Raw genomic sequence first — 22,676 nt, 5'->3', positions numbered from 1 at the left:
GGCTGTGTTTCGACATCTTGTTTCGCGGACCAACGATTGGTGCTGGGAGCCGTGTCGGCATGCAGAAGGAATGGGGATTGCGATGCTGATCACCACACTCGTGGCAGCTGTGATTTCGATCGTTGCCGGGGCTTCCATCCGTGCCTGGGGCTTCGCAATTTTTGCATTCCTCGTGGCAATCGGATTCGGCAGCGTGGCTTTCGCCGATGGGTCTTCCGTGATTGCGGCGGTCCTCTCCGGTATTGCTATCCTCATACTGATGGAAATTGGCTATGTGGCAGGCGTATTCGTGTCGGGGCTTTTGCGGCGTAGTGCCAGGTTGCGGGAAAATAATTCGGTCGCAGACAACGTCGCGACCAGCCGCGAGCGCCCGCAAGGCTGATGTTGATACAGACCTCTCAGCATATCCGTCTGCGGCGCGCTTTGTAGGAGCGCCTTTGGCCGACGGGCTCCTTCTCGTGCTGCGGCGGAGTTCGAGCGCGGGCATCATCGTGCTGAAAACATCGGCGCTCTCATCAGAGATGTCGATGTCTCCCGTGGGGTTCGGTTGGCAAGCGACAGGGCTGCGCGTCGCGGTGAGATATTGGTTGGTGCCAGGCACCCGGCAGCCAGACCCGCCGTGGTGCTGAACAGCAGGCCGAGATCGGTGCCGCTTCCTGATATCGCCGCCGAGGCGACCTGGGCGATGCATGCCATAATCGCGGCATTTCCGATCGCGTGGGTTTCCCGATCGCCTGATATGCGCCGGCCGGAAGCCCTTAAAAGGCTGCACAGGAAAGTGGCGAAGAGAAGAGTGCCGGTTAATCCGACATTGGAAAGCAATGCAGCGATAAAACTCGAGGCTCGAACCGTGCCGAGCCCGGCGCCGAAGGTGGCGGTATCAACGAATGCGATCAATGCCAGCGTGTTCCAGGCGGTCCGTTCTTCGCCGGATTGCGATTGGAGCTTGTCCGACAAGGTGGTGTTCACCAGGCCGGCAATGGAATCCCACGCATCGGGGACGAGGCTGAGTGCAACGATGGCACAGGGAATCAAGAACAGCGTGATCACCAGGAGTGTCACGTGCGGGGTCGTTGCCGGGCCGCCGATCAGTCGTTTCAGGCAGAACAGCACGAACAAGCTGACAACGAAGATGCCGGCGATGTAGGCGGTTGTTGACGTGCAAAGCACGATCGTCGGGCCGATGAAAAGCGTTGCAAGTCCCGCCATGCGGCTTTGAACACGCTCCAGCCAGAGCATCAGCGTGAAGGAAAAATAGGCCAGCGCGACCGCGCCATAGGTGCTCGCTTCGGGAAAGGAACCGACGATGCGCTTGAACCCGCTGATCGTCTCGGCCGTATGCATCGTATAATTCGCATTCCTGATGACATCGAGCAGGTAGGACTGGCCGGTCAGGAAGGTTCCGATATCGATAAGCGCCAATGCAAAACATACTAGCGACGCCACGATCAGTTGTTGTGCAATGAAACTGGCATATCCGAGCCTGGTAAGCCCCGAGACGACGGCAAAGCAGGCGAGGTCGCCAAGCAGATAGACGGACTGGCTGAGATTGGACGAGCCTGGAGCCAGCGGAGCAGCCACTGTCGACATCATCCCCGAAACGTCTCGTGCAGAGGAGTAGACGAGGGTCGCGCCGGCAAAGATGCGGGGCAAGAAGAACGACGATGCCACGGAAAACAGGATGTAGCTGGCAAACCAGAAGCCAGGGCCTGGATAGGCGATGCTGGCCAGTACCGTCTGCGTTTGAGCCGGGCGCAGCAGGGCGGCCAGAACGAGAAAGAGCACCAAAAGATGGCTTGGCTGGATGCTGCTGCCGCCGAGCGCGGGCAATTGGAGAGCCGCTGCGGCTCCTAGCAGCGTCGACAGGCAGAGGGTCGTAAGAGCAAAGCGCGCGCCGTTGATCATGCCGAGCACACCAAGCAGCAGAACGATGAAACCGATCGGTTCTATCGACATGCTTCAGATCCTGATCCGGAGGGTAAGCGGCCAAGACCCCGCTTTTGCCGACAACCGGCATCCGTCTCTCGGCATGATGCTCGAGGCGAAAGCTGCCCGCTGTCGTCGAGGATCACAACCGCCACCTAATTCGATCCCGCCTGAGATACCCAGCCGGGGGCCGGCCGACTGTCCCCGGCCACATCGGACGACGAGACCGTCGAGCTCTGTTTCTGCGGCGCGGTCTGCGGCGACTGGGATGAGCCCTGAAGAGCCGTGTCTAAACCGACCTCGACCAGATCGTGCGGCAGCAATGCGGTTTGCTCATCCGCCACGATGTTGTGATAGGTTCCGTCGTCATTGCGGCGCACGATCCTGTAGTTCTTCTGCGCTCTGCCGAGACCCGGTGCGTCCGTGCTGATCTGGGCGAGTTGAGCGTCGTAGCCGGCCTGTTCGCCAAGAAGCTGGGCCACCTGGATATCGATCGCCGCCCTGCCGATCGCAAGATTGACCTGATTGAGCAGGTCCTGGTTTTCGCTGTTCTGCCTGTTGACGATGTTGATCTTGGAACGGTCAGCTTCGCTGAGGCCCTGACGAGCCGTGGTCAGGGCAACTTCGAGATCGATCAGGGTGCCCTGTGCATCCGCGACCCCGCGATCGACCGAGACCTGACGGGAATTGCTGACCAGGCCTTTGCTGACCAGGCTGTTGACATTGTCCAATTCTTTTTGGGCAAGATCGATCTGCCGTTTTTGCGAATTGATCTTGGCCGCAAGCGACTCGACCTGCTGGCCATAGAGGCGGGTGAGATCATTCGCCGCTTCGATCTGGCTGTCGATATCGACGCGCCGCAGCCGCATCAGGTTCAATTCCTGTGCCTTCAGCTTGTCTATATCGGGCGTTCCCACAAGTTCGTCAGGAATTTCAAAACTCTGCTCGCCAGCGATCTCCGCGCGCAGCCGCGCCTGCCGCATCAAGAGATCGCGCCGGTTGAGAACGGCCGTTCGGTAGGCGCCGGCAGCCTGGATCCGGTCGCGTTCGAAGTAGGTATTATCCTCGCGTTCCCGCAGGAAACCACCAGCGATGCTGACCACCTTCATGACGGTCATGTTGGGTTCAAAAGGATAGCGCCCGGGAGTTTGCACGGTTCCGGTGACGAAGATCGGCGCATGCTCGGCAATCTCCAAGGCGATGTACGGCTTGCCCGGGAGTTCCGCCTTTTCGGCCAGCGCGCCGGCGATAGCATCGGCGAGCTCTTCAGTCGTCTTTCCGGTCGCCTGCACGTGACCGGCGATCGGGATCGACAGGTCGCCGGTATCATCGACGGTATAGACGCCGTCGAGAGCCTCCCAGCTGGCATAGCGCGAATCCGACGAGCGCCATTCGACGACGCGCAGTCTTACCTTGTCTTCCGGTACGAGGGTGAATGTCTGCGCATGGGCGACGCTCCAGCCGGTCAGGCAGCAGAAGGCCAGCAAGGAGAGTGCCGCGGAGATGAGGCGATCGGACAAGGATGTAGGCTGCATTGATCTATCTCCGTTTCGTTGCGATCGACGGCGAAGGCATCTCGCGCGGCGACGGATTGCCGAGTTCGAGAATGCGGGACGGAGAGGCGCGGCCGACAAGAAGATCGGAAAGCGCCAGCAAATTGCCATTCAAACGTCCCCAACGGTCAATCAAGCGGTCTTTGAACAATAGGCCCGAGGCGTTCGCCAGGATGTTGCGGCCGATTTGTGCGATTGCGCGGGCCCTCGACATCGTGCCCTTGCGGATCAGATAAACAGGATTGGCAACCTGCGAATAGCCGAGTCTTCGGCCGGGCTGGCGCCCGGATCTGACGCCGAGATGCACGCCGCGGGCGCCTTCGACATGCACGGACCTGCCGTAGCGGGCGATGGACCTGCTGAAATCGACATCCTCGAGCCAGCCGTAGAGTGGCAGCTGCTCGTCAAAAGTCAGCGCATGCTCGACAACGGATGAAAGGCGAACCGCCATGTTGCATCCGTAGGCGTTATAGACCTCCGTCACCTGTTCGGCCGCTTCGCCGGCCGTTTCAAGAACCTGCAGGGCCTTTGACATGCTAAGGCCGCCATCGAGGATGCCGTCAGCCAGGACTTCGCCAGTGGCGATCGCGACGTCGGGCCTTAGCGTAAAGACCGCCGCAATCCGCGACAGGAAGGTTGCTGCGGGAATGAAGTCGTCGTCCAGGAATATCAGAATATCCGTATCGGCCGCGGCGGCCTCGATGATCCTGTTGCGCTGAGAGGTCAGGCCACGGCTGCCGATGATGACGTCCACGTCGATGCGGTCGGCAAGCCCGGTGGCATCGTCGATCGAAGGCACGCAGACGATCAACCGCTCAGCCTGACCGGGCATGGTGGTGAGATAATCGATCGTCTCCCGCAGGATCGAGGGGCGGCCTGCCGAAGCAATCCCGATGGCAATCCGCAATGGGCGGCTCGCGGCCCCTGACGCGGCTTCAGTGCCGCAAGGACCAGGCGCCGGCGCGATTGGCCCGTCCTGCCTGGTTGCTCCTGCCGAAGATGAGGTCATGACTGCATTCTCTTCGGTGCATGGTTGATGATCGCGCCGAGGATCTCCGCGCCGACGTTCCGCATCGTGTCGATGATGCGCATGGTATCGTCGATCGAGGTGCGGCCGTGCGAGGTGACGACGAGGACGCCGTCCAGTTCCGGCGCGATCGCATTGGCATCCGGAGAAGCGGAGAATGCGGAAATGTCGACGAATATGGCGTCGAATTCCTTTTTCAGATCGGCGAAGCTCAACTGCGTGCGACGGGAGCTCAGGCGAATGGCCGGCGTCACCGCTTCGACATCGCCGAGGGGAAGGAACTTCAGCGTCGGGGTGAGGGGCAATGCCGCCGTCTGAATCAGTTCTCCATTGTCGAGGACATCGATGAGGCCGGTGGAACTATAGGGCGCGATCGATTTGCTGAGCGACGATTTCTGTGCAGCCGCATCGATCAACAGCGTCCGAGCTCCTGATATCGACGACAGCACGGCAAGTTCACACGCAATGGTCGATGCCCCGCTGCCGGGATCGATAGCGACGATTCCAATCACAACCCGGCGTTTGCGCCGAAGACCGACGACCGTCGCGCTCAGTTCCGCCATGCCTGGGATATCAGGATAGGCGGCTGCAGTGCTGCTATCAGTGCCGGCCGCAAGGAAACGCGCAGGGTGTCGATTGCTGGCCCTCTTCGATGTCGCCAGCAGAGTGACGAAGGGCAGTCCAGCGGCCTCCGCGATCTGATGGGGACGGATGATCCGGCGATCACCGGCGTGCCTTATCATGGCAAGTGCCAGGCCGAGACCAAGACCGACCGCCGCCGCAAAGGCGAGGATAAGCGTGCTGCGTGGCCTGGCCTTCGAAAGAGGCAGCGTGGCCCGCGAAACGATCGTGGCATCGGACACCGGGTAGGTGATGCGCTGCTTGGCTTCGGTAAGCTGGTTCAAGGTGCTTTCATAAAGGGTGCGGCGGGCGTCCGTCGCGCTTTGCAGCTCCGCAAGCTTGAACTGATCGCGCGGATTGCTCGTAAAGCCAGCCAAAGCGCTAGCAGCTTCGGCAAGTCCTCGCTGTTGCTCGGTTATGAACTTCGCCAGCCAGTCGCTGTATTGGCGGGCGGCGCTGGCCTTCATGGAGATATTCTTCTGGATATACTGCCTGGCGAGCGTGTCGGCGATATCGACGGCTTTCTGAGGGGTCGTTGCCGCGGCCGATATCTCGATGACCGTCGAACTTCCGATCCGGCGTATTTCCATCATGTTCAGCAGGGTGGCGGTCGCCCAGTCATGGAGCCGCTCCCCCTCCGGCTGCGCTTCTCTCGTTCCCTTGCCCGTCGCTTCCTGCGATGGCGTATCCAGTTGCGAAGAAAAGCCCGTCAGCCAATTCTTTGCCCTGTCCTGCAGCGAAGGCGCCTGATCGACGAATTCCGGATCGGTGTCGAGATCCAGCGCCGTTACCGTTCCGCCGACGACGTCGCTGGATCTGGCGATTTCCAGCTGTCCCTCTATGAATGCGTCTTCCGCAAAGGCCCTCTGTGTTTCGGAGCCGCTCACCTGGGGAAAGATCAAAAGTTGCGTGCTGGCAACGAATGTCGGCTCGGCGGTCAGTACATAGCTCCCCGCCATTACGAGGAAGGCTATCGTCGTCGCCGCAATCCACAGCCAGCGCATTCTAAGAAAGAAAAGCATATCCCGCAAAGTCAGCGGTGAATTCGCCCCAGTCGTTGCGGCAGGCAGAGGTATCGAAGAAACGCCGCTGAAGATCGTGCTCGAGGTCATGTCGTCCTAATCCAAAATGGCGATATCAAGGAGTAACCAGGTATCGGGTGACCAGGTGCCTGCAGCTTGGAGGGGACGGAGGAGGTGTATGTCTTCCGATTTCAGGCATGATCGGCAGCTCTCTCCTAATTGCTCAGTACGAGCCCCGCTGCGAAAACAGTGCGGGAATGGTCTTGGCAATGATGATTAAGTCCCGGCCTAGCGACCAGTTATCGAGATAGTGAACGTCGAGGGAAACCCGGTGCTCATAGCTGACATCGTTGCGCCCGCTGGTTTGCCAGTGGCCTGTCAGGCCGGGGCGGACTGCCATGTACGCCCAGATATGCTCGCCGTAGCGCGGCAATTCCTCGACGGTGATTGGCCGAGGGCCGACGAGGCTCATTTCGCCACGCAGGACATTGAACAGCTGGGGAAGCTCGTCGATGCTCGACCGCCTCAGGATGTCGCCGACGGCCGTAATCCTCGGATCGTCCTTCAGCTTGTGGGTCGCCTCCCACTCGGTTCGTGCAACTGGGTTGTTTTCGAGCAATTCGGCAAGCTGAGCACTCGCATCGGTCTTCATCGTGCGAAATTTGAGGCATCCGAACGGCGCGCCGCTGAAGCCGATGCGCGTATGGGAGTAGAAGACCGGGCCGCGGTCGGAGACCTTTACGATCAAGGCGACGACCAAAAGAAGCGGGGAAAGCAGGAACAGGGCGGTGATCGCCATCAGAAGGTCGAGTGCGCGCTTGGACGATCTGCCTGCTGCACGAGGCCGGGACGCATTCAGATCGCCGCCTTTCGCAGACCTTCCGACACGCGACCATGCTTCGAAACTATGTGCATCCCATGCCATAGGGGGTCTCCAAAACTTTCCGATTAAGAACCGTTCAAAGTTTGCTGCGCCGCACTCTTGTTGTCTGTTACCAAGGTCATAATCCTTAATAAATTCTTTATGCTACTAGACGGCAGAAGAGAACTCCGATTGTACCTTTGGGCGAATTATTTTCATTCTAAAGAGCAATCTAACATACTTAAAGGTGATTAATTCACTGAAATTCAATTATATTTTTGATATCACCTTTTCGATTATGACTTTTTTTTAACTAGAAAGACTTTTTAATGAGCACCTCTTTCCAATCATACAATCGTTCTTCGGTTACGCCGAGTTTTCGATTGTCGATGATGGTGTATTTTTGTTTTTCACCCAAATGTAGTCTTAATCTTTACGCTGTCTATCGGGGATGTTATTTGACTTGGGTATTAAGGTAATATAAATGATGCGGTGCAGCATTGCCTATCGTTATTCGAGTACTGGAGTATGCGCATGGACGGGGTGACTCACGCATCAGATCGCAGGGCCGGGGTCGGCAAGGCGGCGATATCGGCTAGTGGCGGCATTCATCTCGGCAGCCGCATAGTGCTCGACGACGAATTCCTTTCGTGCCGGTCGAGCGTTCGGCGTTTCCGGCGCGGCGAGGTCATCGCCGGGGCCGGCGTCCTGATCGATATGTTCGCTCGCGTACATTCGGGAGTGGTCAGCGCAAGCACGATGTTGCCCGACGGCAGAGAATTTATCGTTGAGATCATCCCAAAATCGGGCCTGATCGGCGAACTCGAGGTTTTGCGCAGACAGACGTTGAGCCTAGAATACCGAGCCGGTTCCAACTGCGAGTTGCACTTCTTCGAAGGCCGCCTGCTGCGCGACATGTATGCCAGCGATCCTAGCTTTCGCGAAAAGGTCTTCTCCAGGGCGCTGGCGCGTATTTCGGAGCTCGAACTCCGGATCATTGCGAATGCGGCGTCGAGCCTGCAGTCGAGGCTGGCCAGCACACTGCTGCGGCTCTCCGCCGTTTATGGAAAAGATGCGGCAAACAGCGGGGACGAACTGATCATTTCGCAAAATGATCTGGCCGCGACGCTGCCGGCGTCCCGCGAGAAGGTCAATCAATGCCTGCGGCGCCTGCGTGAAGGCAAGATCATCGACGGGGGGCAGGGCAAGATCCGTATTCTTAACCGAAAGGCGCTGGAAGCCTGTGCCAACGGTGCGGTTTCGGTGAAATGATGCGCTTGTCGCCTTCCGAGGCCAGCCGATCCACCGCACGCGTCGGCCGGTTTCTCGGCCCTGGCACGACAAAGATCGATCGCCTGGTCATTATCGACGACTACTCGGTGGCCAGAGGCGGGGCGACAGGCCTGGCGGTGCTGTCTGCCAAGCTTTTTCGCGGGCTCGGCATTCCGGTGACCTATATTTGCGGAGATAACGCCGCCAATGCGGAGCTTGCCGCGCTCGGAGTCTCGATGGTCGGACTGAAAAGCCGCGACCTGCTCAGTGCCGAGCGTGCGAAGGCGTTCGTGACCGGCATTCACAATGGCGCCGCCGTCCGCATGGTCGCGAACTGGATTGCTGCAAACGATACCGCCAACACCATCTACCATGTGCATGGCTGGCACCAGATTCTGTCCCCCGCGATTTTCAGGGCGTTGGTGCCGGTCGCCAGACGATGCGTGGTTCACGCGCATGATTTCTTCACGGCTTGCCCGAACGGCGCCTTCTTCGACTATCAGGCGCAGGAGATCTGCCTGCGACGCCCGCTCGGCGGAGGCTGCATTGCGACGGCTTGCGACAAGAGAAGCTATTCGCACAAATTGTGGCGTGTCGCCCGCGGCTCGAATATCCTCCGGCTCTTGAAGGATCAGGCCAATTTCGGCCGGATAATTCTGCTGCACGAGAAGATGGCGAGCTTTCTCGTCGGCGCCGGCTATCGGCCCGAAAGGCTGACGACGATCCGCAATCCCGTCGCTCCACTTTCCATCAAACGGATTGTGGCAGAGGCCAACGACGAGTTCGTGTTCATCGGACGGTTGGACGAGGAGAAAGGCGTGGAGGACGCCCTAGCCGCCACGCGCAGAGCCGGCGTCCGGCTTTGCGTGATCGGGGACGGGCCACTGATGCCGCTGGTCGCCGCGTCAGGAAATCACGTCAGGGCCGTCGGCTGGCAGTCGCATGCGGAGATCGGCCCGACCATCCGCAAGGCGCGTGCGCTGTTGATGCCCTCGCGTTATCCCGAGCCGTTCGGTCTCGTCGCTATCGAAGCGGCCAGGAGCGGTCTGCCCGTGATCATGTCGCGCAGCGCCTTTCTCGCCGAGGAAATGGAAAGAGCCGGCATGGCACTTGCCTGCGATACGGCCGATCAAAGCGCCTTTGCCGACACTCTGGCGAGATTTAGCCAAATGCCCAAGCAAGAGGTCCGCGCCATGAGCGAGCGGGCTTTCCGGCTGTCGCCGGATCTCGCCTCGACACACGAGGAATGGCGCGATGCGCTTCTTGCCGAATACCATAGCCTGATTTCGACGAATACGGTTTCCGAGCTGACAGACGGTGTGGCGATACAAGGAGTATTGAGTTGACCCTTAAAGCAACAACCTCTCTTCCCGACGCGAGGGCTTTTCTTACCGATGCGCCTGTCATGGCGAAAAGGCGCGTCACCGAGGGCGGAAGCACAAGCGAAACCGGGCAACTTCGGGTCGCCATCGTGCATTACTGGCTCGTTTCGATGCGCGGCGGCGAAAAGGTCCTTGAAGAGCTGTGCCGCATGTTTCCGCAGGCCGATATCTTCACCCTCGTCTGTAACCGGGATCGCATCAGCGATTTTCTGAAGACGCGGAACATCCGCACCTCTTTCCTGCAGAAGATCCCTGGCGCGCAGCGGCATTATACCAAGATGCTGCCGCTGATGCCCTTCGCGCTCGAGCAGTTCGATCTGCAGGATTACGACCTGGTCCTGTCGAGCGAATCCGGGCCCGCCAAAGGCATCATCACGCGCGCCGACGCTCTCCATGTCTGTTACTGCCATTCGCCGATGCGCTATATCTGGGATCAGTTCCATGTCTATCGCCATGGCCTTCCCTGGCTGGGACGCGCCTTAATGTCGATTACCGCGCCGATGCTGCGCGCCTGGGACGTGACGACGTCCTCGCGCGTCGATGTGTTCGTCGCCAACTCCGATTATGTCGCAAGCCGCATCCGCCGCTTCTACGACCGGGACTCCGTCGTCATTCATCCGCCCGTTGCGACCGACGATTTTGCGGTGGGGAAGGGGAAAGGCGAATTTTACCTTTATGCGGGACAGCTGACCACCTACAAGCGGCCGGATATCGCGGTGCGCGCCTGCACCGAGGCTGGCCGGAAGCTGGTCGTCATCGGCGAGGGAGAACAATTATCTTATCTGAAGTCGATCGCCGGCCCGACCGTTGAGTTTCTCGGCCATCAGCCATTCAACGTGCTGCGCGACCATCTGTCGCGATGCCGCGCGCTGTTGTTTCCGGGCACGGAGGATTTCGGCATCCTGCCGGTGGAAGCCATGGCATCGGGGCGGCCGGTTCTGGCTTTCGACGCGGGCGGCGCCCGGGAAACCGTATCCGCGCCACAGGTCGGCTTTCGCTTCGCGCAACAGACGACGGAAGCCCTTTTGGAAACGATGGCAGCGTTCGAAGCGGTCGAGGACGATATCGATCCGCATGCAATCCGCGCGCACTCGCTGAAATTCTCCGCCGCCGTATTCCGCGATCGTCTGTCCAGCCTGATCGAGCGACAGTTGTCCAGCCATGGAGACGGATCTGCCGACGTCTTCAGAAGACGGCACGGTTGAGGGGGAAGGAACGGAGCTGCCTGCCTTGCCGCGCCCCGCCCGAATCCGTCTCAAGCCCCCGACGAGGAATAGATAAACAGATCATGTCAAGCGTATCTCAGAGGACGGCGACGGCGAGCATCTGGACCATCAGCGGAAAATTCCTCGCGCGGATGCTCGATTTCGTCAGCCTCCTTGTCCTGGCAAGGCTGCTGAGCCCTGAGGATTTCGGCCTGGTCGCCATCGCAACGTCGGTCTTGGTCATCGTCGAGGCGATCCTGGACCTGCCGTTGACCCAGGCCCTGATGCGCCAATCGTCGCCTTCGGACGAGATGTTCGCCACGGCCTTCACCCTCAGCCTGCTGAGAGGGCTGGCTATCAGCCTGCTGATGATGATCATCTCCTGGCCAATGGCGCTGGTCTACGCCGATCCGCGGCTTTTCGCCCTTGTCGCCGTTCTATCGATCGCGCCTGCCATGCGCAGCATGATCAGCCCGCGTATGGTTCTTTTCATGCAGCGGTTCGATTTCAAGCGTGAGTTCGCGCTCGATCTTATTGCCAAGGGATCGACATTGTTGTTCGGGGTGGGTGTAGCTGTGGCAACAGGCAGCTACTGGGGGCTGGCGATCGGAGCGGTCGCCGGCCCGACGGCGGCGATGATCACGTCCTATGTCTTTGCGCCGATGCGACCGACGTTCAGCCTTTCCGAATGGAAGCATTTTCAGGACATGATCAGCTGGAATACCGTGTCGCAGGTGCTGAATTCGATCAATTGGCAGCTGGACCGGCTGCTTCTGCCGCGTTTTACGGGCTTGTCGACGTTCGGCGCCTTCAGCGTCGCCGACAATATCGCGGGCATTCCGTACCAGACCTTCGTCGGACCGTTGCTACGCCCGCTGATGGCGGCATTCTCCACCGTCGAAGACCGCCGCAACCTGGTCGCCGCCTATCTAAAGGCGACGAATGCGATCACCTTCGTCGCGGCACCCATTCTCATCGCGCTTGCCCTCCTCGCAGAGCCGACCGTGCGCGTCCTCGTCGGCGAAAAATGGGCATCGTCCGCACCGATCCTGCAATGGCTGTGCCTTGTCAGCCTACTCGGTCTTCCCACGAACATGATGCCGCCATTGGCCATGGTCATGAACAATACCCGCTATGTCGCTCTCAGGATGTTTGTCGAGTTCGCCGTCAGGGCTCCGGTTACCATTCTGGCTATCGCCTATTTTCACGTGGCGGGCGCGCTGGGGGCGCGGTTCGTGGCAGTCCTCGTCGCCTATGGCGCATCGCTCGTCATCACAAGGCGTCTGATCGGCGCGAGTTTTGCCGCGCAATTGATGTCCTTTTTCCGGCCTCTGCTCGCGAGCTTGCCGATGATCGCTTTCCTGCTCTGGGCGGAGCCGATGCTTGTCGCCATGCCTGTCGGTCTCAATCTTATCGTCGGCGTCGCGCTTTTCGGCGGGGCGGCAGCGGGGATTTTCTGGGCTGTCGCGTTGCTGTTGTGGCAGATGATCGGAAGGCCCGACGGTATCGAGACCATCATCGTCCAAAGGCTCATGCCACGACGAAACGAGGTCTTCACCTCATGATCGAGAAGAGTGCATCCCAATGATTGGTTCGGCGTTTCCAGAGGAGTAGTAATGCGTTACGGGATATCTGCTAAGGGGCTCGGTTTGCTCCTCGTCCTCGGTCTGGGCGCGTTGCCGGGCCAGCCCAGCGTGGCCCAGGAACCACTCAATATCGATGCATACCAGCTGACGTTCGAGGAGAGTTTTGACAGCCTTGACGTTTCGGCCTGGGGAGAGAAAAGCTCCCGCTGGATCGCCCATACGCCCTGGAACGGTGATTTCGGTGATGCCCGTTTCACCGATCCGGCCCCCGGCTTTCCATTTACCACCGATCAGGGAATTCTGAAGATCGAGGCGCGCAAGGAGGCCGACGGCACCTGGCGCTCGGGCTTGCTTTCGTCGGTGAACCCGAAGGGTGAAGGTTTCTCGCAGCAGTTCGGCTATTTCGAAGCACGAATGAAGCTGCCGCCGGGTAAGGGAGTCTGGCCGGCATTCTGGCTCATCGGGCTCGATCGGTCGAAATACACCTCCGAAATCGACGTGCTGGAATATTATGGACGCGCGCCCTACGAATTCAGCATGGGCTTTCATGTCTGGCGTCAGAGCCAGGGCGGCCAGAACAGCACCGGTGGCCATTGGCAAAGCGTCCAGCACGGAATTTTGAACAGCGAATATCACACCTACGGCGTCGATATCCAAGCTGACAAGACGAGTTTTTACTTCGATCGTCAGTTCATCTGGAGCTTCGACACGCCGAAAGAGTTCCACATGCCATTTTATCCGTTGGTAAACTTGGCGCTTGGCTCGGGTTGGCCGATCGATGAAACGCCGAACCCTTCCATTCTGCTCGTCGACTATATCCATGTTTACAAGCGGAAGCCTGCCGACGCAGCGAATTGAACGAGTGGCTCGTGGTGCGTGACCGGCCTATTGCTCGCGGAGGCAGCTGAGACCGGTTTCAGGGTCGAAGAGATGCATTGCCTCCTCGTCGAAGAAGAGGGTCAGCTTTTCGTTGTCGCGGATCGGCGTGCGCGGCGGCAGGCAGGCCATCAGACGCTGATTTCCGGCAAGGGCGGTGACGACGAGTTCCGGGCCGGTCAGCTCTGCGACCTCAGCGGTGGCCTCGATCGACGGGCCGGGGCCGTCTGTGCGAAGCGCTTCGGGGCGGATGCCGAGGACGAGGTCGCGGCCATTGCCGGCCGTATCGCGGAAACGGGCGGGCAGGGGTAGGCCAGTGTCGGAGCCTGAAAGCACCAGCCGGTTGTCCCGAACGGTGGCCTTCAAAAGGTTCATCGGCGGCGCGCCGACAAAAGTGGCGACGTAAAGCGTTGCCGGGTGGTTGTAGATCTCCTCCGGCGTGCCGAGCTGCTCGATACGGCCGTCGCGCATAACGGCGATGCGGCTTGCCAGCGTCATCGCCTCGATCTGGTCATGGGTGACATAGACGACCGTCGTCTTCAGCATCTGGTGCAGCCGCTTGATCTCGGTGCGCATCTCCATTCGCAGCTTGGCGTCAAGGTTGGAGAGCGGCTCGTCGAACAGAAACACCTCAGGTTTGCGCACCAGCGCACGGCCGATCGCGACGCGCTGACGCTGGCCGCCGGAAAGCTGACTCGGCTTGCGGTCGAGGAGGTTTTCGATCTGCAGGAGCTTTGCCGCATCGCGAACGGCCTTGTCGCGGTCGTCCGCCGGCACTTTGCGCATTTCCAGCCCGAAGCCGATGTTCCTGTGCACCGTCAGATTAGGATAGAGCGCGTAGGATTGAAAGACCATGGCGATGTCACGGTCCTTCGGATGCACGCCGAGCACCGAGCGCCCACCGATCCTGACATCGCCGCTCGTTGCCTCGGCAAGTCCGGCGATGATGTTCAAGAGCGTAGACTTGCCGCAGCCGGACGAGCCGAGCAAAACGAGAAATTCACCGCTTTCCAGCGAGATGTCGATGCCTTTCAGGGTCTCGACATCACCATAGGACTTGCGGATGGTCTGGATTTCGAGCGCACTCATCGCAACGGCTCCTGAAGAGTTGTCGGGCCGCCATAATTGCGGGGAAGGGTTGAGATGGCGCGCGAGGCAACCTCCGTTCCGGCTATCAGGCAGGAAAGCAGCGGCGCATCGCCAGCGAGAGCCGCGAGGAAAGCGGCGTTGAAGACATCACCGGCACCGATCGTATCGACAACTTCGACAACGGGTGCGCCCACCGAAACCAACACGCCCTCCGGCCCGATCGCGATCGCGCCGTCCGGGCCACGCTTAACAACGACGATCGCATCCTGCGGCATATGCAGCCTGATGTGACGTGCGGCCGCGATCGGATCGACGATGCCGGCAAGCGTCGTCGCCTCGATTTCGTTCAACAGCGCGATGCCGCTGCGAGACAGCCAGGCGCGTGTCGCCGCGCAATTCCGCTGCGTCCAACCGTCGAGCGGCCAGCCGGTGTCGAGTGCGACGGTAACGTCATGGCTGTCGGCCCAGTCGAAAAAGGGGTCGTATTGCTCGGTCAGATCGTCGGTCAGGAACGAGCCGCAAAGGAGGGCGTAACCGCTGCTAAGGCGCGCTGCGTCGAGGACCGCGAAGACATCGGCCAGACTGAAACGCGGCAGATGGCCTTTGGTCGTGAAGAAGGTGCGCTCGCCGTCCGGATGGATGATGCCGACGGAGAGCGTCGTTTTCTCAGGACGTATGGGCCACTTCTCGGAACGGTGGCCGAAGGCTTCGCTCAGCCAGCGGCCGAATTGGTCACTGCCGATATTGGCGGCGATCTCGAATTCGACGCCAAGCGCCTGCCAGGTGAGTGCGCTGTTGCCGGCGGCTCCGCCGACCCGTAGTTCGTCGTGATCGACGATGATTTCCGTCCCGGCCTTCGGCCAGGCGGCTGCCGGTCCAAGGATCAGGTCGACGTTGACGTTGCCGATGACTGCAAGCGGCCGCATTCATTCACTCCGGGTGATCTTGGTGGATCGAACCGGCGTTCCGGCATTCTCCACACGGGCGTCGGCAAAGGCGATCATCAGCCGCTGGGCAACCGGCAGCATGGCGAAGATCGCGGCAAGGCCCGTTACCGGGGTAAAGCGGATTGTCACCGCGCCGGCGACCGGCGCTTGCCCGGATGCGTCGAACAGGATGACGGGGGCGCCGGTCTCGACGGCGGAGATCGCCATTGCGGTCACCAAGCCGGATGTCTCGTCCAAGCCGCGGAACAGCACGACGCCGATTTCCGGCCCCAGCATCTCCATCGGCCCATGGCGCAACTGGCCGCCTTCAAGCGAGAAGCAGGGGCGGCGCGACAATTCGGTCAATCCGAGCGCCAATGCCTCGGCGATGCCCTGCAGCCGGCGGCCTGAGGTGACGACCGTTGCGACGTCTTCGAGCGCGGTGAGGGCGGCGGCGATGTCATGGTCTTCAGGCGCGTTGAGGATCGCAAGTGCGGCCCGGGGATCTTCGCCGAGGGCGGCGAGGATTGCCAGATGCAGGGCGAAGGTTACCGTCAGGCTGCGTGTCGCGGCGAAGGCAAGTTCGGTGCCGCCGGCGCCCACCAATGACGGGGCGGTTCTTGCGAGGAAGGAACTGGCTTCGAGCGTCAGGCCGAAGGTCTCCTCAGTGCCGCCGGTTTCATCGAACCAACGCACCACCTCGGCGCTCTCGCCGGATTGCGAGGTGACGAAGATCGTCCTGCCAGCAACCGGTAGCGGCTGGCCAAGCTGCTCGGAAAGCGGCAAGGCGACGGCATCGATACCGAGGGCCCGATAGAGCGGTTCGACGGCGCGGTTGACGGCATGCGAGCCGCCCATGCCGAGCAGGAGCAGCCGGCCGGTTTTCTTCAGCGAGACGGCGGCTCTTGTCGCGCTCGGCCCGGCAACTTCATAGGAGGCGATCGCATCGGCATGCTGGCGCGCCATCTCGCGATCGATCGCGGCAAGTCCGGCCGGCCGGATTGTTTCTGTTGTCATGTTCATCCCTTGACGCCGCCGCTGGTGAGCCCTGAAACCAGGGCACGTTGCATGATGAGACCAATCAGCACCGGAGGCAGGGCGGCGAGCACGCCTGCCGTGGCGATCAGTCCGTAATCGGAAACGCGGCCACCGGCGAGATCCGCGATGGCGACGGTCAGCGTTTTGGCGCGCTGGTCGGAGGTGAAAAGCAGCGCATAGAAGAATTCGTCCCAGGCAAGCAGGAATGCAAACAGGCTTGACGTCGCGACCACGGGGCCGGCGAGCGGCAGCGTAATGATCCTCAGCGTCTGGAACAGGCCGGCGCCGTCGATCATTGCGGCGGATTCGATTTCGCGTGGGATGGAATCGAAGCCCGATTTCATCAGCCAGGTGGTGAAGGGCGCCAGGATGCTGAGATAGACGAGGGCCAGGCCGAAGACGTTGTTCAGCATGCCGAGATGGGAGAGACCCATATAGAGCGGCACCGCAAGCGCCACCGGCGGCAGCATATAGGTGCCGATCACCATCGACAGCGACCATCCCACAGAAGGCGTGCGCGACACCGCCCAGCCGGCCGGAATGGCGAGCGCGATCGACGCGATCGTCGCCATGCCAGCCACCTCGATGCTGTTGCGCAGCGACGAGGTGAAGGCGGCGCCGGCGCTGTTTTCGATCGTCGAGAGCAGCACGGCGTAGCGAGAGAAATCCGCCGTTTGCGGCCACCAGCGCAATGGCTTCGCCGCAAGGTCGGCGGCGGGCGAGATGCTCATGATGAACAGCCACAGGATCGGCGCCAGGATGACGGCGGCAAGAAGCAGCGCGCAGACATAGATGAAGGCGGTAAAGATTGGGCTTTGGCGTTCCATCAGGCCGCACTCCCGGCGGTCTTGCGCACCAGGGCGGCGTAGCCGGCGGCAAGCAGCGTCACCAGCAGCGTCACGATCAACGCCAGCGATGCGCCGGAGCCGGCTCGCTGGAAGGAGAAGGCTTCCTGATAGACGAGGATCGACAGCGTGCGCGTGCTATTGGCCGGGCCACCGCGGGTCATGACCCAGATGATGTCGAACACCTTGAAGGCTTCGATCGTGCGCAGCACCAGGGCCACCATCAGCGGGCCGGCGAGATAGGGCAGTATGACGAAGCGGAAGCGGGCGAAAGCGCCGGCGCCGTCGACGAGCGAGGCGGCGGTGATGTCGCGCGGCACGGCCTGGAGTGCGGCCAGCGCGATCAGCGCCACCAGCGGGAAATTCTTCCAGCAATCGGCGACGATGAGAGCTGCCAACGCCGTGCCCGGTTCGCCGAGCCAGGAGCGGTAGGCATCAAGCAGGCCGAGCTGGGTCAGCGCCGCGTTCAGCGCGCCATATTCCGGGTTGTAGATCAGCCGCCAGAGCGTGGCATTGACGACGGTCGGCAGCGCCCAGGGCAGGATCATCAGGGCGCGAAGCGCGGCGCGGCCGCGGAATTGCTGGTTCAGTAATAGGGCGGCGAGAACGCCGATCACCATTTCGGCGGCAACCGAGACGATCGCGAACCATGCGGTGGTGATGAGGGTGCGTTGAAAATTCGAGCCGGAGATCATCTTCGCGTAATTGCCGATACCGACGAAACTTCCTTCGGTGCCGACGAGCTTGGCATCGGTGAAGGAGAGGCCGACAGTATCGATCAGGGGCCAGCCGATGACCGATATCATGACCACGAGAAGCGGCAGCATCAAAAGCCACGCGCGGGTTGTCAGCCAAGTGCCCGACATCAAGGCGACCCTTCTTCATTCTTAAGTTTTTGGAAACCGGGCGACGGCAGGCGCCGCCCGGGGTTCTGAGCTGGATCAGAGACCGCTATTATCGGCCGCCGATTTCAGCGCGTTCTCGGGAGAGGACTGGCCAAGCAACGATTCCTGTATCGCCTGCTGCAGGGCGGTCGAAAGCTCCTGATATTTCGGTGTCGTCGGACGCGGATACATGGCGGCGAGGCCGACCTTGGCGGCGGAGATCAGCTCTTCCTGACCCTTGGTGACGGCCGGGTCCTCATAGGAGGAGGCCCAGATCGGCAGGCTGAGCTTGGCATAGGCATTCTGCGTCGCCTGCGAGGTCATGAAGGTGATGTATTTCCAGGCCTCATCCGGATGCTGGCTGGCCGAGGTGATGCCGAGGCCCATCGAACCGTTGACGGCCGAAGCCGCGCTCTTGCCGGCCACACCCGGTGCCGGGACGACGCCGACCTTGCCCGCGACCTTGCTGTCCTTCGGATCGTTGGCCATATTGTACATATAGGTCCAGTTCAGCGCGAAGGCGGCATCGCCGTTTTCGAAGACCTTGCGGACGTCCTCTTCCAGGAATTCCTTGGAGTTCGGATTGGTCAGGCCGGAGGAATAGCTGGAGACCATATATTTCAGCGCATCAAGACCGCCGCCGGTCTGGAAGGCGGGCTTGCCCTCCTTGAGGAAATCGCCGCCATAGGCGCTGACGAGCGTTGTATAGTCGCAGATTGCCGCTTCGGCCTGCGACCAGCTCCAGGCGATCGGCGTAGCGAGCAGGCCCTTGTCCTTGATCGTCTTTGCCTGCTCGGTCAGCTCGTCCCAGGTTTTCGGTGGAGCCTTGATGCCGGCCTTTTCAAGGATCTCCTTGTTGTAGAACAGGTATTTGGTATCGAGGATCCACGGCATGCCGAAATATTTGCCGTCATACTGCACGGTGGTCCAGGCGCCCGGCAGCACGCCTTTCTTCATCTCGTCGGTGATGTGCGAGGAGACGTCGACCAGCACCTTGTTGGTGGCGTATTCCGCCGGCCAGATAACATCGAAGAGGACGACGTCATAGCCGCCGCCGGAACCCTGCGCCAGCACCGTCTTGTCGTGCAGGCCTTCATAGGGAACGAATTCGAGATTGACTTTGATATCGGGGTTCGCCTTGGCGAAGGCATCGGTCATGGCCCGCACGTCGGCCTCGCTATAGGCGGCCTGCGCCATGAAAAGCGCGTTCAGCGTCGTCTCGGCGAAAGCGTGCGGTGCAAGAGATGCGCCGATCAAGGCCGCACCGAGAAGCGTCTTGTTAAAGGATTTCAGCATTGCAGCCTCCAGTTTTTGACATTTACGCATTTCCGAGGGCTTCCGCCATCGGTGTTCGAGAAGTCGTCTCGGAGCGTCGTCGGAGCCCTTGTCGGCGTCCTGCGTTCCCTGGAACTCTCCGGCTCCTTATTAAGTCAAGTGTCTTGACTTATTACTTCTTCAACATTCTATTGGAGTCAAGAGGCAATTGCACATGAATGACAGCCGTCCGATCCGAGCCAAGAGCGGCACCAACCACGGGGGCACCAGTGCCCATAACCGGCGCGTGATGATCGATGCCCTGAGAATCAACGGTGCGCTTTCCCGCGCCGATCTGGCGCGGGCGACGCGGCTGACCAAGCAGACGGTGTCCAATATCATTGAGGAACTCGAACGCGACGGTCTCGTCAGTTCGCAGGAGGCGGTGAGGAAGGGCAGGGGCCAGCCCTCGACGCCCTATCGGCTCGTGCCGGAAGGCGCCTTTGCGATCGGCCTGCAGATCGACCGGCATGTGACGCGTTCGGTTGCGGTCGATCTTGTCGGTAGCGTTCTCGTGCGCGACGAGGCCGGGCTCCCACCTGGAGGTCCGTCGCAGGGGGCGAAGGTGATCCTCAATCTTGTCGCCAGCGTGCGTTCGAAGCTTGCCGGCGTCGTCCGGCAGTCGGAAAAGCGGCTTGTCGGCCTCGGCGCGGCCATGCCTGGGCCCTTCGGCGTCGCCGGTAGCGGCGACGATCCGTGGATGATGGAGGCTTGGCAGAAGTTTCCGCTGTTGGAAACGCTGACTGCCGGCACCGGGCTCGATGTCGACCTGCAGAACGATGCGGCGGCGGCAGCGACCGCCGAGCGCATGGTGGGGGCGGCCCATGGGCTCGACCATGCCATCTGCCTCTTCGTCGGCTATGGCATCGGTGCCGGGCTTATCCTGAATGGCGAGCTCTACCGCGGCGCCAACGGCAATGCCGGCGAGATCGGCATGGCGCTGCTGTTTGCCGACGGCAAATCGACGCCGCTCGAACATCGTGCCTCCCTCGCCTCGCTCTATCAGCATCTCTCGGCCGATCCCGCCGATCCCGACCTCCACGCACGCATCAACGACCTTACCTTGAGCGGCGATCAAAGCATCGACGCCTGGGTCGAGGCGGCGGCGGTCGACCTGCGCTGGAGCATCCATCTCATCGAGACCCTGTTCGATCCGCAAACCGTTATCCTTTGCGGCAGCGCTCCGGAAGCGCTGGTGAACAAGTTGATTGCGGCAATCGGCCGGTTGCTGCCCTCGATCGCCGAACGTCGCGGTCGCATACTGCCGCGCCTGCAGCCCGGTATGGCCGATCCCTGGTCGGTCGCACTCGGTGCTGCCGCCGGGCCGATCAGCCACGCGTTCGATCCGCGTTTTGCTGCAATTTTGAAGGATTCCCTTTGATTTCAAGGCTAAAACCAGACGTTGCACACGAGTGCAGTGGCGGAAAGATAGCCGTTTCTGCAGGTTTCATGTGACGGTATCCCCGAATAAGGATGCTCTGTCGCAATATAGGCAAATATTGAAAACCCTTGATAATTATAATTATTCGAATATGAATATAACTGTTCGGCAGTGCGCTGGGGAGGCTGGCGAGGCTTCTCTAAATATAGCCTCGGCTGCGGCAAATAACATCCGAATGAAGGTTTTGTGACGGCACGATTTCGATCGTTTCATGTCATGTAATATTCATTAGCCGCAGCAATTTGAACCAGCTAATAGGGCGTGCGCTGAAAGTGCGCGTCTCTTTTACGTTCGAGGTTCTCATGCAAGCCAAGCTTCTCGGCGCCGTAGGCGCCCTTCTCGCTACAGCGTTTCTTGCTGGTCCCGCTGCCGCCGCCGATAAGACCAAGATTGACTTCTGGTTCGGCAATTCCGGTGACATCGCAAAGCGGGTCCAGGAACAGTGCGATCGGTTCAACCAGTCGCAGGCCGATTATGAAATCGTCTGCACCAGCCAGGGCAGCTACGACGCTTCCCTGCAGAACACCATCGCCGCCTTCCGCGCCGGCAAGCAGCCGACCATCGCCCAGGTCTCCGACGCCGGCACGCTCGACATCATGCTTTCCGGCGCCTACTACCCGGCCAACAAGCTGATGACCGACATGGGCTACAATGTCGACTGGAAAGATTACTTCTCCGGCATCGCAAACTATTATGCGACGTCGAAGGGCGAGATGTATTCGTTCCCCTTCAATTCCTCGACCGCTCTGCTCTACTGGAACAAGGATGCCTTCGCCAAGATCGGCAAAGACCATGCTCCCGCCACCTGGCAGGAAGCCGGCGAAGACTTCAAGGCTCTGAAGAACGCCGGCTATGCTTGCCCGCTCGCCTTCGACATCTCCAACAACGAAGTCTGGCAGTACATCGAGCAGTTCGAAGCCGTCAACGGCGAAGCGATCGCGACGAAGAAGAACGGCTTTGAAGGCCTCGACGCCGAGCTGGCGTTCAACAAGAACCCGCTGCTCGTCAGCTATGTCAAGGACCTCAAGTCCTGGTACGACAACAAGCTTGCCTTCATCAAGAACAAGGCCGTCGGCCAGACTTTCGTCGAGGCTTTCGCCGCCGGCGATTGCCAGGTCATCCTGACCTCGGTCGGCGACCATGGCAATGTTGGCCGCACCGCCAAGCAGGGCATGAACTGGGGCGTTGCCATGCTCCCCACCTACGGCAACGCAACCCGCCACAGCTCCTACGTCGGCGGCGCTTCGCTCTGGGTTCTGAAGGGTCACTCCGACGCCGAATACAAGGCTGCTGCTGCCTTCTTCAACTTCATCGCAAAGCCGGAAGAAGCTCTCACCTGGTCGACTGTTACCGGCTATATCCCGGTTCGCAACTCCGGTTTCGAATACCTGAAGAAGCAGGGCTTCTACGACAAGGCTCCCTATGCCGGCCGCGAACTCGCCATTCAGAGCCTGACCGCATCGCCTGCTGACGACACGGCTGCGCACGGCATCCGCCTCGGCGGCCTGCTGCAGGTTCGCACCGAAATCGCAAACAGCCTGCAGGCAATCTTTGTCAACAACGCTGACGTCCAGGCTTCGCTCGACGGCGCGGCCGAACGCGGCAACCAGCTCCTGCGTCGCTTCCAGCAGACCTACAAGAACGTTCAGCTTCCCTGATCATTCGATATGAGCCGCACCCAGCCCGCGTTTGGCGCGCTGGGTGCGTTTTGCAGGTTCTTCAATCGGACGCGGATGCGAACTCGCCGCCCGCGCCTACCGCATAATCCCTTAAATCGGAATCGATTTAGGGATAAATTATGCAGCAA

The 22,676-nt window shown here is 60.5% G+C and carries 19 protein-coding genes; 8 read left to right on the top strand and 11 right to left on the bottom strand.

Going from position 1 to position 22,676, the window contains the following annotated elements:
* The first annotated feature begins 82 nt into the window (after positions 1 to 82).
* Positions 83 to 382 (top strand): hypothetical protein, encoded by a 300-nt coding sequence (locus J3O30_RS18055; RefSeq protein ID WP_246762687.1) that lies wholly within the window; start codon positions 83 to 85, stop codon positions 380 to 382.
* 104 nt (positions 383 to 486) lie between these two features.
* On the opposite strand, the gene J3O30_RS18050 is transcribed toward J3O30_RS18055, so the two are convergent.
* The 5 genes from J3O30_RS18050 to J3O30_RS18030 form a co-directional block, all read right to left on the bottom strand.
* Complete coding sequence (locus J3O30_RS18050; RefSeq protein WP_207581603.1) at positions 487 to 1,956, bottom strand: hypothetical protein; 1,470 nt, start codon at positions 1,954 to 1,956, stop codon at positions 487 to 489.
* A 125-nt stretch (positions 1,957 to 2,081) separates the two neighbouring features.
* Positions 2,082 to 3,461: a polysaccharide biosynthesis/export family protein gene (locus J3O30_RS18045; RefSeq protein ID WP_207581602.1), complete on the bottom strand. Its 1,380-nt coding sequence runs from the start codon at positions 3,459 to 3,461 to the stop codon at positions 2,082 to 2,084.
* A 4-nt stretch (positions 3,462 to 3,465) separates the two neighbouring features.
* Complete coding sequence (locus tag J3O30_RS18040) at positions 3,466 to 4,488, bottom strand: glycosyltransferase (RefSeq protein ID WP_207581601.1); 1,023 nt, start codon at positions 4,486 to 4,488, stop codon at positions 3,466 to 3,468.
* The gene (locus J3O30_RS18035) at positions 4,485 to 6,239 is read right to left on the bottom strand and encodes a GNVR domain-containing protein (RefSeq protein ID WP_207581600.1); all 1,755 of its coding nucleotides are present in this window, start codon (positions 6,237 to 6,239) and stop codon (positions 4,485 to 4,487) included. The genes J3O30_RS18040 and J3O30_RS18035 overlap by 4 nt, the downstream gene beginning before the upstream one ends.
* Before the next feature lie 133 nt (positions 6,240 to 6,372).
* The gene (locus J3O30_RS18030; protein WP_207581599.1) at positions 6,373 to 7,074 is read right to left on the bottom strand and encodes a sugar transferase; all 702 of its coding nucleotides are present in this window, start codon (positions 7,072 to 7,074) and stop codon (positions 6,373 to 6,375) included.
* Positions 7,075 to 7,545: 471 nt separating this feature from the next.
* Between J3O30_RS18030 and J3O30_RS18025 the strand changes: the two genes are divergently transcribed.
* From J3O30_RS18025 to J3O30_RS18005, 5 genes are all read left to right on the top strand, one after another.
* Positions 7,546 to 8,283, top strand: a complete 738-nt coding sequence (locus J3O30_RS18025; protein WP_207581598.1) for a Crp/Fnr family transcriptional regulator — start codon at positions 7,546 to 7,548, stop codon at positions 8,281 to 8,283.
* Entirely contained in the window at positions 8,283 to 9,629 is a 1,347-nt protein-coding gene (locus tag J3O30_RS18020; protein WP_207581597.1) for a glycosyltransferase family 4 protein, read from the top strand. Before J3O30_RS18025 ends, J3O30_RS18020 begins: the two co-directional genes overlap by 1 nt.
* The gene (locus J3O30_RS18015; protein ID WP_207581596.1) at positions 9,626 to 10,870 is read left to right on the top strand and encodes a glycosyltransferase family 4 protein; all 1,245 of its coding nucleotides are present in this window, start codon (positions 9,626 to 9,628) and stop codon (positions 10,868 to 10,870) included. The genes J3O30_RS18020 and J3O30_RS18015 overlap by 4 nt, the downstream gene beginning before the upstream one ends.
* Positions 10,871 to 10,953: 83 nt before the next feature.
* Complete coding sequence (locus J3O30_RS18010) at positions 10,954 to 12,435, top strand: lipopolysaccharide biosynthesis protein (RefSeq protein ID WP_207581595.1); 1,482 nt, start codon at positions 10,954 to 10,956, stop codon at positions 12,433 to 12,435.
* 51 nt (positions 12,436 to 12,486) lie between these two features.
* A complete protein-coding gene (locus J3O30_RS18005) occupies positions 12,487 to 13,314 on the top strand; it encodes a glycoside hydrolase family 16 protein (protein WP_207581594.1) in 828 nt (275 codons plus the stop codon).
* 27 nt (positions 13,315 to 13,341) lie between these two features.
* On the opposite strand, the gene J3O30_RS18000 is transcribed toward J3O30_RS18005, so the two are convergent.
* The 6 genes from J3O30_RS18000 to J3O30_RS17975 all read right to left on the bottom strand — a co-directional run bounded on the left by J3O30_RS18000 (position 13,342) and on the right by J3O30_RS17975 (position 19,410).
* Entirely contained in the window at positions 13,342 to 14,421 is a 1,080-nt protein-coding gene (locus J3O30_RS18000; RefSeq protein WP_207581593.1) for an ABC transporter ATP-binding protein, read from the bottom strand.
* On the bottom strand, positions 14,418 to 15,347 hold the full coding sequence (locus tag J3O30_RS17995; protein WP_207581592.1) for a PfkB family carbohydrate kinase: 930 nt from the start codon (positions 15,345 to 15,347) through the stop codon (positions 14,418 to 14,420). The genes J3O30_RS18000 and J3O30_RS17995 overlap by 4 nt, the downstream gene beginning before the upstream one ends.
* The gene (locus J3O30_RS17990; RefSeq protein WP_207581591.1) at positions 15,348 to 16,370 is read right to left on the bottom strand and encodes an SIS domain-containing protein; all 1,023 of its coding nucleotides are present in this window, start codon (positions 16,368 to 16,370) and stop codon (positions 15,348 to 15,350) included.
* A complete protein-coding gene (locus tag J3O30_RS17985; RefSeq protein WP_207581590.1) occupies positions 16,367 to 17,212 on the bottom strand; it encodes a carbohydrate ABC transporter permease in 846 nt (281 codons plus the stop codon). Before J3O30_RS17985 ends, J3O30_RS17990 begins: the two co-directional genes overlap by 4 nt.
* Positions 17,212 to 18,096: a sugar ABC transporter permease gene (locus J3O30_RS17980; RefSeq protein WP_207581589.1), complete on the bottom strand. Its 885-nt coding sequence runs from the start codon at positions 18,094 to 18,096 to the stop codon at positions 17,212 to 17,214. Before J3O30_RS17980 ends, J3O30_RS17985 begins: the two co-directional genes overlap by 1 nt.
* A 75-nt stretch (positions 18,097 to 18,171) precedes the next feature.
* On the bottom strand, positions 18,172 to 19,410 hold the full coding sequence (locus J3O30_RS17975) for an extracellular solute-binding protein (RefSeq protein WP_207581588.1): 1,239 nt from the start codon (positions 19,408 to 19,410) through the stop codon (positions 18,172 to 18,174).
* A 193-nt stretch (positions 19,411 to 19,603) separates the two neighbouring features.
* Between J3O30_RS17975 and J3O30_RS17970 the strand changes: the two genes are divergently transcribed.
* Together J3O30_RS17970 and J3O30_RS17965 are read left to right on the top strand one after the other, a co-directional pair.
* Positions 19,604 to 20,809: an ROK family transcriptional regulator gene (locus J3O30_RS17970; RefSeq protein WP_207581587.1), complete on the top strand. Its 1,206-nt coding sequence runs from the start codon at positions 19,604 to 19,606 to the stop codon at positions 20,807 to 20,809.
* A 362-nt stretch (positions 20,810 to 21,171) separates the two neighbouring features.
* On the top strand, positions 21,172 to 22,527 hold the full coding sequence (locus tag J3O30_RS17965) for an extracellular solute-binding protein (RefSeq protein WP_207581586.1): 1,356 nt from the start codon (positions 21,172 to 21,174) through the stop codon (positions 22,525 to 22,527).
* Positions 22,528 to 22,676 lie beyond the last annotated feature (149 nt).

This window comes from Rhizobium sp. NZLR1, from assembly GCF_017357385.1.
Taxonomy (GTDB): Bacteria; Pseudomonadota; Alphaproteobacteria; order Rhizobiales; family Rhizobiaceae; genus Rhizobium.
This window is presented reverse-complemented; position numbering and strand designations above follow the sequence as displayed.

Bases quoted from the DNA above. Each gene is read 5' to 3' on its own strand.
- J3O30_RS18055 (WP_246762687.1), top strand. From the start codon at position 83: ATGCTGATCACCACACTCGTGGCAGCTGTGATTTCGATCGTTGCCGGG.
- J3O30_RS18050 (WP_207581603.1), bottom strand. From the start codon at position 1,956: ATGTCGATAGAACCGATCGGTTTCATCGTTCTGCTGCTTGGTGTGCTC.
- J3O30_RS18045 (WP_207581602.1), bottom strand. From the start codon at position 3,461: ATGCAGCCTACATCCTTGTCCGATCGCCTCATCTCCGCGGCACTCTCC.
- J3O30_RS18040 (WP_207581601.1), bottom strand. From the start codon at position 4,488: ATGACCTCATCTTCGGCAGGAGCAACCAGGCAGGACGGGCCAATCGCG.
- J3O30_RS18035 (WP_207581600.1), bottom strand. From the start codon at position 6,239: ATGACCTCGAGCACGATCTTCAGCGGCGTTTCTTCGATACCTCTGCCT.
- J3O30_RS18030 (WP_207581599.1), bottom strand. From the start codon at position 7,074: ATGGCATGGGATGCACATAGTTTCGAAGCATGGTCGCGTGTCGGAAGG.
- J3O30_RS18025 (WP_207581598.1), top strand. From the start codon at position 7,546: ATGGACGGGGTGACTCACGCATCAGATCGCAGGGCCGGGGTCGGCAAG.
- J3O30_RS18020 (WP_207581597.1), top strand. From the start codon at position 8,283: ATGCGCTTGTCGCCTTCCGAGGCCAGCCGATCCACCGCACGCGTCGGC.
- J3O30_RS18010 (WP_207581595.1), top strand. From the start codon at position 10,954: ATGTCAAGCGTATCTCAGAGGACGGCGACGGCGAGCATCTGGACCATC.
- J3O30_RS18005 (WP_207581594.1), top strand. From the start codon at position 12,487: ATGCGTTACGGGATATCTGCTAAGGGGCTCGGTTTGCTCCTCGTCCTC.
- J3O30_RS18000 (WP_207581593.1), bottom strand. From the start codon at position 14,421: ATGAGTGCGCTCGAAATCCAGACCATCCGCAAGTCCTATGGTGATGTC.
- J3O30_RS17995 (WP_207581592.1), bottom strand. From the start codon at position 15,347: ATGCGGCCGCTTGCAGTCATCGGCAACGTCAACGTCGACCTGATCCTT.
- J3O30_RS17990 (WP_207581591.1), bottom strand. From the start codon at position 16,370: ATGAACATGACAACAGAAACAATCCGGCCGGCCGGACTTGCCGCGATC.
- J3O30_RS17985 (WP_207581590.1), bottom strand. From the start codon at position 17,212: ATGGAACGCCAAAGCCCAATCTTTACCGCCTTCATCTATGTCTGCGCG.
- J3O30_RS17980 (WP_207581589.1), bottom strand. From the start codon at position 18,096: ATGTCGGGCACTTGGCTGACAACCCGCGCGTGGCTTTTGATGCTGCCG.
- J3O30_RS17975 (WP_207581588.1), bottom strand. From the start codon at position 19,410: ATGCTGAAATCCTTTAACAAGACGCTTCTCGGTGCGGCCTTGATCGGC.
- J3O30_RS17970 (WP_207581587.1), top strand. From the start codon at position 19,604: ATGAATGACAGCCGTCCGATCCGAGCCAAGAGCGGCACCAACCACGGG.
- J3O30_RS17965 (WP_207581586.1), top strand. From the start codon at position 21,172: ATGCAAGCCAAGCTTCTCGGCGCCGTAGGCGCCCTTCTCGCTACAGCG.